This window comes from Micromonospora sp. KC723, from assembly GCF_004348595.1.
Classification (GTDB): Bacteria; Actinomycetota; Actinomycetes; order Mycobacteriales; family Micromonosporaceae; genus Micromonospora.
Genome location: NZ_SMKD01000172.1, coordinates 1 through 10,326, shown reverse-complemented (window position 1 = coordinate 10,326; position 10,326 = coordinate 1). Strand labels below are relative to the sequence as shown.

Here is a 10,326-nt window from a genome sequence, read left to right as displayed (position 1 = left end):
GGTGGGGGCGGTGGGCTCCGGCAGCGCGGTGACCGCCTGCGGCGCGACCGCCACCCGGGCCACCCGCGTGCCGAGTTCGGCCACGGTGAACAGCCACGCCGGCACCTCGGCCTGGCCCCGGCTGGTCCGTACGGGCACGGTGCCGAGCGTGACGGCGGTGACGGTCAGCGGGACGCATGCCGTGCCGGCGGGGGCGGAGACGGTGCCATTGGGGCCTGACTCCGTCGTCGGGGCGGGCCCCTTCGGGCGGCCCTCGCACGGCGGTGGGTCGCCCTGGTCGAGCTGCCGGTACGCCTCGGCGGCGCTGACCAGCGGCACGGCCAGTTTGCCGTCCGGGAAGCGGATGGTGCCGGCGGCCGGTCGGGTCGCCGGGATCTGGATCTGGTCCCGGTACCAGCCGGCGGCGAGGGCCGTTTTGAGGTCGGGGGTGAGGTCGGGGTCGCCGACCAGCACGGTCGGGCCTTGCAACGGGACGTACCCGCTGGCCCATGCTGGGCCGGGCTGCCACGCCTCGGCGATCTCGGTGGCCCGCTGGTGAAACGCCTCCCACCGGTGGTCCGGATCGCCGCCGGACGGGGCGGAACCGGTCGGCGCGCAGGCGGCCAAGGTCAGCAGGGGGAACCCGAACAGGGCGACGAGTCGACGCATGCCGGTTGGACGGGGGCCGGGATCGGCCGGTTCCCGGCCCGCTCAGGTCTCCCCGCCCAGGTCGGTCTGGTACGCCTCCCAGAGCAGGTCCGCGCCGTGCTGCCGGTGCCGGGCCAGGGCCCGCAGCAGATCCCCGGTACGCCGGCGCAGCTCCGCGGCGGTCACCCGGCGCTGCCGCACCGCGTGCTGGAGGTCGGCGAGCGCCGCGAGGAGCGCCGCGTGCTCGCCGGTCAGCAGTCGTACGCCCCGGTGCAGTCGGGGTGCCTGGCCGAGCAGTTCGGTGTAGAGCCCACCCGGTCCCTCGGTGAGCCGGACGTGGTCGACGAAGCCCTGCCGGACCGGGAGGAGGTGGCCGGCGACGCGTTCCCGCCAGCGCGGCTCTCCGGCTGGCAGGGCGAGCGCCCGGGCCAGGGCGGTCAGCTCGGGGGCCCGGACAGGCCCGCGGGCGGCGGGCGGACGGACGACGGACGGCTGCTGGATCGGACGGGTGACCATGGCACCTCCCCGCTGCTGGCGCTTCATCGCGTACAGCGATGGTGGACCCGCAGCTCAGGGCATGTCCAGAGCATCGGAAGGCCTCATTGGCCCCGGCAGTCCCGGGACCCGCCAGCACCATGGGCAACACGCGACGGGCACAGCGATGCGCCCCGGTCCGGGTGGACCGGGGCGCATCGTCAGGTGGTGGAGGTGCCGGGAATCGAACCCGGGTCCTTCGCCGCCTTGTCAGGGCTTCTCCGAGCGCAGCTCGCTATGCCTCTACTCGGCCCCTCCGATCACGCGAGCGAGTCGGTGTGACGGGCCCAGTCGCTGATTGATCTCGCCGCACGGACCCCGCGACCGGGTCCGCTTGGCCAGCCTTCTAGCTGATGCCGGCTAACTGGGTCGAAGGCGCTCCCAGGCCGACAGACTTGCTACTCGCCTCAGGCGGCGAGAGCGAAGTCAGCGCGATTGTTCTTGGCGCTTATTGGTTTCCGACGAACGATTCTCGAGACGACGTCGGCTTCCTCGGCTCGCTTCCCCTGCCGCAACGTACGAAGTCGAAACCAGTCACCCCCTCGACAGGCCGCCGATGTTGGCGACACCGTCAAGACTAACGCCTGCCGCAACCGGATTCATCCCGAGGCCGGGGCCTGACCTGCCAGCCGGGCAAACGGGACGAATCAGTCGTCCATTCCCTTGCCGCGCCGGCCCACCGCCCGGGTGATCTCCCGTTCGGCGTCCCGCTTGGCGAGATCCTGGCGCTTGTCGTACGCCTTCTTGCCCTTGGCCAGGGCGATCTCCACCTTGGCCCAGCCGTCGGAGAAGTAGACCTGCAACGGGACCATGGTCAGCCCACCCTCGCGGGTCTTGCCGATCAGCCGGTCGATCTCCAGTCGCTTCAGCAGCAGTTTGCGGGTACGCCGGGGCTCGTGGTTCGTCCAGGTGCCCTGGGTGTACTCCGGGATGTGCATGCCGTGCAGGTAGAGCTCGCCGTCACGCTCCTGGGCGAACGCGTCGACCAGCGACGCCCGGCCGGCCCGCAGCGACTTGACCTCGGTGCCGGTCAACGCCATGCCCGCCTCGTACGTGTCGAGAATGGCGTAGTCGTGGCGGGCCTTCTTGTTGGAGGCGACCACCTTGCGGCCCTTTTCCCGTGGCATCCGGCGCCACCCCCTTCCGTGTGACCCCGCGACCGGACGACCGGCCCGCGGGCGCAGATCATGCTACCCGAACGACAAGAGCCCTCCCGCGCCGTTTGTTCCCGGCGCGGGAGGGCCCTCGGAGAGCCGGGGGACGGTGCCTAGACCCGCAGGTAGAACCGGAGCGTGATCCAGCCGGTGACCGCGCTGAACAGGGCGCCGACACCGGCCATGATCGGGAACATCAGGAAGATGTCCGACCAGGAGATCGGCGTGATCAGACCCTCCAGGGCCGCCAGCGAGCCACCCGAGGCGGCGTACTTGCCGACCGCCATGAAGGTGAGGGCGAGGATCGACCCGATCAGGCCGGCGACCACGGCCTCCAGCACGAACGGCGCCTGGATGAACCAGTTCGAGGCGCCGACCAGCTTCATGACCGCGACCTCACGCCGCTTGCTGTAGGCGGCCACCTGGATGGTGTTGGCCACCAGGAGCAGCGCCGCCGCGGCCATGAACACCGCGATGACCAGCGCGAAGGTCTGGATCCCGGTGAGGACGCCGAAGACCTTGTCCAGCAGCCGGCTCTGGTCGACGATCTCGTCGACGCCCTCGGTGCCCTTGTACTGGTCGTAGATGTTCTTGTACTGCTCCGGGTTGACCAGCTTGAGCCGGAACGACTCGGGCAACTGGTCCGCCTTGACGGCGTTGACCAGGTCCGGCGCGTCCTGGTACATCTCCTGGAAGCGCTTGTACGCCTCGTCCTTGTTGACGTACGTGACCTCCTTCACCAGGGGGTCGCTCTTCAACTTGGCGTTGAGGTCGTCCCGCTGCTGCGGGCTGACGTCGGTCTTCAGGAAGATCGAGACCTCGACGTTCTCGTAGTAGAGGTCCTTCATGTCGCCGACCTTCTGGTACAGCAGACCCGCGCCGCCCAGCATGAACAGCGACACCGCCATCGTGATGATCATCGCGATGGTCATGGTGACGTTGCGCCACAGTCCGACCAGTACCTCGGACAGGACGTACTTCATCCGCATCGGGTGTTCCTCCGGCTCTCCGGCGTGAGGTGTTCGTCGTCAGGTCGTACGGCAGGGATGGCGCGTCGGCTCACCCGTAGACGCCGCGAGCCTGGTCACGCACGATGCGACCGCTCTCGATCTCGATGACGCGGCGGCGCATCTGGTTCACGATGTTGGAGTCGTGAGTGACCATCACGACGGTCGTGCCGGTGCGGTTGATCCGGTCCAGCAGACGCATGATCTCGATCGAGGTGTCCGGGTCGAGGTTACCGGTCGGCTCGTCCGCGAGCAGAATCAGCGGACGGTTCACGAACGCCCGGGCGACGGCGACCCGCTGCTGCTCACCACCGGAGAGCTCGTGCGGGTACCGGTGCTCCTTGCCGCCGAGCCCGACCAGCTCCAGCACCTCGGGCACCACCCGGCGGGCGACCGCCTTCGTCTTGCCGATCACCTCGAGGGCGAACGCCACGTTCTCGTAGGCGGTGCGGTTCGGCAGCAGCCGGAAGTCCTGGAAGACACAGCCGATCGATCGCCGGAAGTGGGGCCGCTTCCAGGAGCGCATCGTCGTGACGTCCTTGCCGTTCACGACGACCCGGCCCTTGTTGGGGCTGACCTCGTGCAGCAGCATCTTGATGATGGTGGACTTGCCGGAGCCGGAAGGACCGATGAAGAAGACGAACTCGCCCTTCTCGATCGAGACGGACACGTTGTCGAGCGAAGGCCGGGACGCCTTCGGGTACGTCTTCGTCACTTGCTCAAGCTGAATCACGGGTGGTGAGTCTACGCGGTGTAACCGCAGAGCCAAGTCCCACGGCCCACCGTTGCGAGGCGCGTCATCGATTGCCCCACTGACCTGGAGATCGACGACGCATCCCGTCCACGAACGATCACGCAGTGTCGCCGGCGAGTTGCTGCTGCTTGCGCCAGCGGATACCGGCCTCGATGAAGGAGTCCAGTTCACCGTCGAAGACGGCGGACGGATTGCCGGTCTCCTGCTCGGTACGGAGATCCTTCACCATCTGATACGGGTGCAGGACGTACGAGCGCATCTGGTCGCCCCACGAGCCGGCGGCGTCGGTCTTGAGGCCCGCCATCTTGGCCTGCTCCTCCTGGCGCTTGCGCTCCAGCAGCCGGGCCTGGAGCACCCGCAGCGCGGAGGCCTTGTTCTGCAACTGGGACTTCTCGTTCTGGCAGGTGACCACGATGCCGGTCGGGATGTGGGTGATCCGCACCGCCGAGTCGGTGGTGTTGACGCTCTGCCCGCCCGGCCCGGAGGAGCGGTAGACGTCGATCCGCATCTCGTTCTCGGGGATGTCGATGTGGTCGGTCTGCTCCACCACCGGCAGCACCTCGACGCCGGCGAAGCTGGTCTGCCGGCGGCCCTGGTTGTCGAAGGGGCTGATCCGGACCAGCCGGTGGGTGCCCGACTCGACACTGAGGGTGCCGTAGGCATACGGGACCTTGACCGTGAAGGTGGCGGACTTGAGCCCCGCCTCCTCGGCGTACGAGGTCTCGTAGACCTCGGTCGGGTAGCCGTGCCGCTCGGCCCAGCGCAGGTACATCCGCAGCAGCATCTCGGCGAAGTCGGCCGCGTCCACGCCACCGGCGCCGGCCCGGATCGCCACCAGCGCCTCCCGGGAGTCGTACTCGCCGGAGAGCAGGGTGCGGACCTCCATCTCCTGGATGGCCTTGGCCAACCCGGCGATCTCGGTCTCCACCTCGGCCAGCGCCCCGGAGTCGCTCTCCGCGTCAGCCAGCTCCAGCAGCACGTGCGCGTCGTCGAGGCGGGACCGCAGGCTGCCGAGCTTGCTGATCTCGCCGTTGACGTACGACAACTGGGAGGTCACCTGCTGCGCGCGCGCCTGGTCGTCCCAGAGGTCCGGCGCGGACGCCTGCTCCTCCAGTCGGGCCTTGTCCGCCCGGAGGCGGTCGAGGTCGAGCACCGACTCGATGTTGCGCAGGGTGGCGTCGAGTTCCTTGAGCTGTTCGGCGTAATCGGCAACGGTCACGACAGACAAGCGTACTGCGAGAGCCCGCGGCGGGCTTGCGAGCCCCACGGTAACCCGCGAGAAGTGTCCGACGCGGGGGCGGAGCGGCGCGCCGACGGTCAGCCGACCGGTGCGGTCTTGAGCCAGGAGAGCGCGGCCTTGTGGTAGGCGACGGCGAACTCCAGCGCGCTCGCGTCGTAGGTGTCGCCTTCCTTCTTGGCGTTCTTCACCTGTTCCCGCACGTGCGCCAGGGCCTCGGTGTGGTACTCGTTCGCCGTCGCGTACAGGTTCTTCAGCTGGCTGGCCGAGTGCAGGTCACCGAAGGCGATCCGTAGGGCGACCGGGTTGCGGATCGTGTCCTTGCCCGGGTTCTCCGCCAGCCACCGGGAGAACGTCCGTTTACCGGACGCGGTGATCGCGTACGGCTGACTCATTCGCGGCCCGGGCTTGCCGAGCCGCACCAGACCCCGCTCGGCCAACACCGGCAACTCCCGGTAGACCTGACTGCGGGTCATCGACCAGTACGGCGCCAGTCGGCGCTCGGCGGCGGCCATCAGTTGGCCGCCTGTCATCGGCCCTTCGTGCAGCAGGCCGAGCAGGGCCGCCGCGGTAGGGTTGACTCCGGATTCCGCCATGCCCTCTAAGCTGCCACTTTGCCGTCACCACGTCCAGGATTTCCGTATTTGCCACCCCCAAGATTTCCTATGTGCACTGTCGGCGGACGACAGTGGCGCCAGGAGGATCGATGCCTGACCGCCGCCGGTCGGGCCGCGGCACGGCTCTCGCCGGGGGCGGGGCGGCTGGCGACGCCGTTCGCGCCGCCGGCCGTCGCGGTTCAGCCCATGTGCGGGTACGTGTGGTCGGTCGGCGGCACGAACGTCTCCTTGATCGTCCGGGGCGACATCCAGCGGACCAGGTTGTGCCAGGAGCCGGCCTTGTCGTTGGTGCCGCTGGCCCGCGCGCCACCGAACGGCTGCTGCCCGACGACCGCGCCGGTCGGCTTGTCGTTGATGTAGAAGTTGCCGGCGGCGTACCGCATCCGCTCGGCCACCGCGTCGACCACCCGGCGGTCGGTGGCGAAGATGGAGCCGGTCAGCGCGTACGGCGCGACCGACTCGGCCAGGGCGACCACCTCGTCGAACCGGGTGTCGTCGAAGACGTGCACGCCGAGGATCGGCCCGAAGTACTCGGTGGTGAACGTCTCGTGCGCGGCGTCGGCGCACTCGAACAGGGTCGGCCGGACGAAGTACCCGACCGAGTCGTCGGCGGTGCCACCGGCCAGGATCCGGCAGGTGCCGTCGCCGGCGATCAGCTCCAGCGCGGCGGTGTGCCGGGCGAACGCCCTGTCGTCGATGACCGCGCCGCCGAAGTTGGTGAAGTCGGTGACGTCGCCGTAGGTGAGCGCCTCCGCGGTCGCCGCCAGCCGGTCGCGCAGCCCGCCCTCCCAGATCGACCGCGGCACGTACGCCCGGGACGCGGCCGAGCACTTCTGGCCCTGGTACTCGTACGCGCCCCGGATCAGCGCGGTGTGCAGGGCGTCGACGTCGGCGCTGGCGTGGGCGACCACGAAGTCCTTGCCGCCGGTCTCGCCGACCAGACGCGGGTAGCCCCGGTAGGTGGCGATGTTCTCGCCGACGGTCCGCCACAGGTGCTGGAAGACCTTGGTGGAGCCGGTGAAGTGGATGCCGGCCAGGTCCGGGTCGGCGAGCACCACGTCGGAGACCTCCTCGCCCCGCCCGGTGACCATGTTGATCACGCCGGGCGGAAGACCTGCCGCTTCGAACAGCCGCATGGTGAAGTGCGCGGCGAACTGCTGGGTCGGCCCGGGCTTCCAGACCACGGTGTTGCCGAGCAGGGCCGGCGCCGAGGGCAGGTTGCCGGCGATCGCGGTGAAGTTGAACGGGGTGACCGCGTAGACGAAGCCCTCCAGCGGGCGGTGGTCGAACCGGTTCCACACCCCGGGCGAGGACATCGGCTGCTCGGCGAGCAGCTTGCGGGCGAAGTACACGTTGAACCGGAAGAAGTCGACGAACTCGCAGGCCGAGTCGATCTCCGCCTGCACGGCCGTCTTGGACTGGCCCAGCATGGTGGCGGCGTTGAGGGTGTCCCGCCAGGGGCCGGCGAGCAGCTCGGCGGCGCGCAGGAAGATCGCGGCCCGCTCCTCGAAGGGCAGCGCCCGCCACATCGGCGCGGCGTCCTTGGCGGCCTTGACCGCCGCGCGGGCGTCGTCGTGGGTGGCGTGGCCGGTCACCCCGAGGACGTGCGCGTGCCGGTGCGGCTGGACCACGACGATCGGCTCGCCGCCGGCCATCCGCTGCTCACCGGCGATGGTCATCGGCAGCTCGATCCGCCCGGCGGCCAGCTCGGCCAGCCGCCGCTGGAGCCGATCCCGGTCGGCGCTGCCCGGCTCGTAGGTGCGTACCGGCTCGTTGCGCGGCTCGGGTACGGAGAAGACGGCGTCCATGACGGCTCCTGTGGGATCTCGACGGCGACGGCGGGAACCGGACCCGCGGGCGCCGGCCGGGCGGCCGGGCGCCGGGCGCCGCGTGGGGTACCGGTCGCGGCGGCGGGACCTCCCGCGATTCTCCCACGCGGGTCGCGCGACGATCACGCCCAGCCCGCCCGGAAACCGTGGATCGACAGGCACAGCGCCGAATCAGACACCGATTCGTACCCGGATCCGGAGTTCTGCCGAAGGAAAGTAGGCCACTCCGGCCGACGGTCACCCTTCGGCCGGGCGCGTACCCTGGATGGCCGGTGACCTGCCCGGCCCGCTGGCACGTCGGGCGCGGTGGCGAAGGGGAGAGCATGAGCAAGCAGCCCGGCAGCTCGACGGCGGCGGAGCCGGACCATCCGGACACCACCGACCACGTCGACGAGACCACGCCCGCCACCCGCGAGGCGGCGCTCCCGCCGGACAGCTCCGGACGGGGCGACGGGCGGCCGGCACCGGCTCCCGGCGCCGCCGTACTGGCGCTGCTGGCGGTCGGTTGGCTGGCCGCGATGCTCTGGTCGACCCGGGAGGCGATCCGCTCGGCGGCGGCCGGGCTCACGGCCATCAGCCTCTCCGCCTTCGCGCTGCCCGGGGTCATCTCCGCCGCCCTGGTGGCCGGCGCGGCCGTGGCGCTGGCGGTGGGCGAACTGCTGGCCGGGCGGCTCGGCGACCGGGCCACCCTGCGCTTCGTGGCGGCCGTCGGCACCGGGATGCTGGTCGGGCTCGGCACCGCGGTCGCGATCAACCTGACCTACGCCGACAATGCCACCACCAACACCATCGCCGGCACCAGCGCGGCGGCGGCCATCATCGGCGCGGCCGTCGCCGGGGCGCGGAACGCCGCCCCGGTCGGGGCGATCGTCACCGCCACCCTCGGCACGCTGCTGTTCGTGGTGGCGTTCAGCCGCGCCCGGGACCCGCTGTTCGGGCTCTTCGGCGCCGACGGCTCGCAGGCGTCGCTGGTCGGTGCCGCCAAGTGGGTCTCGCGCACGGAGTCGCTGCTCGCGGGACTGCTCGCCGGGCTGCTCGCCTTCGGCTACCTGACCTGGGCCCGCCGCCGGGCGCTCCGGCGCGACCCGGCGACGCCGTCGTCGCGCTGGCCGGTGTACCTCGTCGCCGGTGCCGGACCGGGCCTGCTCCTGCTGCTCACCGAGGTGATCATCCGGGTCGGCGGCCGGACCCTGCTCGACCTGGCCGGCGCGCTCAGCGAGGCCGACGCGGTCGCGCAGACCAGCCTCGGCACCTCCCGGATCGACAACGGCATCTGGGTGCTCTTCGTCGGGGCGCTCACCGCGCTTGTCCTCTTCGGCCGCACCCTCGACCCGGCCCGTCCCGACGGTGACGACGAGCCGGAGACGGCCGAGGACTGAGCCGACGCCGGCCGGCGTGGGCCTTCCCCTCGGTCAGGACGTCGCGGCGTGGATCAGCAGGTCGAGCTCCGACGGGTCGTACCACTCCAGCTCGTGGTCCTCGGCGCCGTCGACGGCGAACTGGGCGTCCGGATCCCCGGCCAGGGCCTCGGCCACCACCTCGACGGCGGTGGTGACGTCGTCGACCGCCGCCGCCCCGTCGACATGCAGTGCGGCCACCGCGCTCACCGGCACCGGGCCGTCGAGCAGCACGTGACTGGAGCCGAGTTCACCGCCGGCCCGGCCGACCGCCGCCGGTGGCAGGTCCACCGAGACCACCACCCGGCGGCGGGGCGCGGCCGGGTCAGCCCGCAGCAGCTGGAGGGAGTCCTGGGCGGCGCGGGTGAACGCGACGTACTCCAGCTCCTCCTCGTCGCCCTCGGCGTACCACTCCCGCAGGGCGGGAGTGACGGCGTGCGCCTCGACGGCCGGCAGCCCGTGCTCCCGTAGCAGGGTCAGCATCGGCACGGTCGCCGGGACGTACACCCGGACCAGCTGGTCGCCCACCGTCGTCTCCCCGATCGCTCGTCGGCCGGCAGGTCCGCCGGTCCCGGGCGCCGATCATGCCGTACGCCGCAACCGTCATACACCCCGCACCCACGCCGGCGGAAGCGCGGCGCACCGGGCCGGTGCGCCGGACGGGCCGGCAGATGCTGGGCCGCGTCGGCCAGCGGTGGCAAACTGAGGCAAACGACGCCAACATCGGGGGTTGACCGTGGAGCCGAGGTTTCTCCTGCTCTCCGACGTGGCCACCGAGCTGAACGTGTCGGACTCGCAGGTCTACCACATGGTCCGCAGTGGCGAGCTGCCCGCGATCAAGATCGGCGGGCGTGGGCAGTGGCGGGTGGAGCGCGCCCGGCTGGAGGAGTACATCCAGCGCAAGTACGCCGAGACCGCCGAGTGGGTCCGCGACAACCCCCTCGCCGACCGCGACGGCGAGTAGCCGTACCACCGCTCTGGGCATTGACGTCCGGCACTGCCGTACCCAAGAATTGGAGCCGGTCGAAGGCAAACGTAGGCAAACGCAAGGATTGAGAGTGTAGCGATGGTGGACTCGCGCCGTCCTGGGCCGCCACGGCCTCCGATCCGGGTGCGTCCCGCCCCGCCCAGCGACCCTCCGTACGCCGACGAGGCCCCCGACCTCTGGCC

General features: G+C 70.9%; 11 protein-coding genes and 1 other RNA gene. 2 read left to right on the top strand and 10 right to left on the bottom strand.

Annotation, left to right across the window (positions count from 1 at the left end):
• The 9 genes from E1165_RS25670 to pruA form a co-directional block, all read right to left on the bottom strand.
• Window positions 1-648: hypothetical protein (locus E1165_RS25670; protein WP_132394302.1), on the bottom strand; the 648-nt coding region annotated here is incomplete at its 3' end.
• 42 nt (window positions 649-690) lie between these two features.
• Window positions 691-1,143: a hypothetical protein gene (locus tag E1165_RS25665; RefSeq protein WP_132394301.1), complete on the bottom strand. Its 453-nt coding sequence runs from the start codon at window positions 1,141-1,143 to the stop codon at window positions 691-693.
• Between the two features lie 184 nt (window positions 1,144-1,327).
• Window positions 1,328-1,703, bottom strand: a transfer-messenger RNA (tmRNA) gene (ssrA, locus tag E1165_RS25660).
• 105 nt (window positions 1,704-1,808) lie between these two features.
• Window positions 1,809-2,288, bottom strand: a complete 480-nt coding sequence (gene smpB, locus E1165_RS25655) for an SsrA-binding protein SmpB (protein ID WP_132394300.1) — start codon at window positions 2,286-2,288, stop codon at window positions 1,809-1,811.
• Window positions 2,289-2,428: 140 nt separating this feature from the next.
• Window positions 2,429-3,304, bottom strand: a complete 876-nt coding sequence (gene ftsX / locus E1165_RS25650) for a permease-like cell division protein FtsX (RefSeq protein ID WP_132394299.1) — start codon at window positions 3,302-3,304, stop codon at window positions 2,429-2,431.
• A 70-nt stretch (window positions 3,305-3,374) separates the two neighbouring features.
• On the bottom strand, window positions 3,375-4,055 hold the full coding sequence (ftsE, locus tag E1165_RS25645; protein ID WP_132182849.1) for a cell division ATP-binding protein FtsE: 681 nt from the start codon (window positions 4,053-4,055) through the stop codon (window positions 3,375-3,377).
• A 118-nt stretch (window positions 4,056-4,173) separates the two neighbouring features.
• Complete coding sequence (gene prfB, locus E1165_RS25640) at window positions 4,174-5,295, bottom strand: peptide chain release factor 2 (protein ID WP_132394298.1); 1,122 nt, start codon at window positions 5,293-5,295, stop codon at window positions 4,174-4,176.
• A 98-nt stretch (window positions 5,296-5,393) separates the two neighbouring features.
• A complete protein-coding gene (locus E1165_RS25635; protein ID WP_132394297.1) occupies window positions 5,394-5,909 on the bottom strand; it encodes a PadR family transcriptional regulator in 516 nt (171 codons plus the stop codon).
• A gap of 200 nt (window positions 5,910-6,109) precedes the next feature.
• On the bottom strand, window positions 6,110-7,738 hold the full coding sequence (gene pruA / locus E1165_RS25630; protein WP_132394296.1) for an L-glutamate gamma-semialdehyde dehydrogenase: 1,629 nt from the start codon (window positions 7,736-7,738) through the stop codon (window positions 6,110-6,112).
• 344 nt (window positions 7,739-8,082) lie between these two features.
• On the opposite strand from pruA, the gene E1165_RS25625 reads away from it, so the two are divergent.
• Window positions 8,083-9,138: a hypothetical protein gene (locus E1165_RS25625; RefSeq protein WP_132394295.1), complete on the top strand. Its 1,056-nt coding sequence runs from the start codon at window positions 8,083-8,085 to the stop codon at window positions 9,136-9,138.
• A 33-nt stretch (window positions 9,139-9,171) separates the two neighbouring features.
• Here the strand turns inward: E1165_RS25625 and E1165_RS25620 are convergent, their stop codons facing one another.
• The gene (locus tag E1165_RS25620) at window positions 9,172-9,684 is read right to left on the bottom strand and encodes a hypothetical protein (RefSeq protein ID WP_132394294.1); all 513 of its coding nucleotides are present in this window, start codon (window positions 9,682-9,684) and stop codon (window positions 9,172-9,174) included.
• A 208-nt stretch (window positions 9,685-9,892) separates the two neighbouring features.
• Here E1165_RS25620 and E1165_RS25615 point away from each other — a divergent pair, with 208 nt between their 5' ends.
• A complete protein-coding gene (locus E1165_RS25615) occupies window positions 9,893-10,120 on the top strand; it encodes a helix-turn-helix domain-containing protein (RefSeq protein ID WP_132394303.1) in 228 nt (75 codons plus the stop codon).
• Window positions 10,121-10,326 lie beyond the last annotated feature (206 nt).

What these genes read in the sequence shown, in the direction of transcription:
- E1165_RS25665 (WP_132394301.1), bottom strand. Translation starts at nt 1,143, where the DNA reads ATGGTCACCCGTCCGATCCAGCAGCCGTCCGTCGTCCGTCCGCCCGCC.
- smpB (WP_132394300.1), bottom strand. Translation starts at nt 2,288, where the DNA reads ATGCCACGGGAAAAGGGCCGCAAGGTGGTCGCCTCCAACAAGAAGGCC.
- ftsX (WP_132394299.1), bottom strand. Translation starts at nt 3,304, where the DNA reads ATGCGGATGAAGTACGTCCTGTCCGAGGTACTGGTCGGACTGTGGCGC.
- E1165_RS25635 (WP_132394297.1), bottom strand. Translation starts at nt 5,909, where the DNA reads ATGGCGGAATCCGGAGTCAACCCTACCGCGGCGGCCCTGCTCGGCCTG.
- pruA (WP_132394296.1), bottom strand. Translation starts at nt 7,738, where the DNA reads ATGGACGCCGTCTTCTCCGTACCCGAGCCGCGCAACGAGCCGGTACGC.
- E1165_RS25625 (WP_132394295.1), top strand. Translation starts at nt 8,083, where the DNA reads ATGAGCAAGCAGCCCGGCAGCTCGACGGCGGCGGAGCCGGACCATCCG.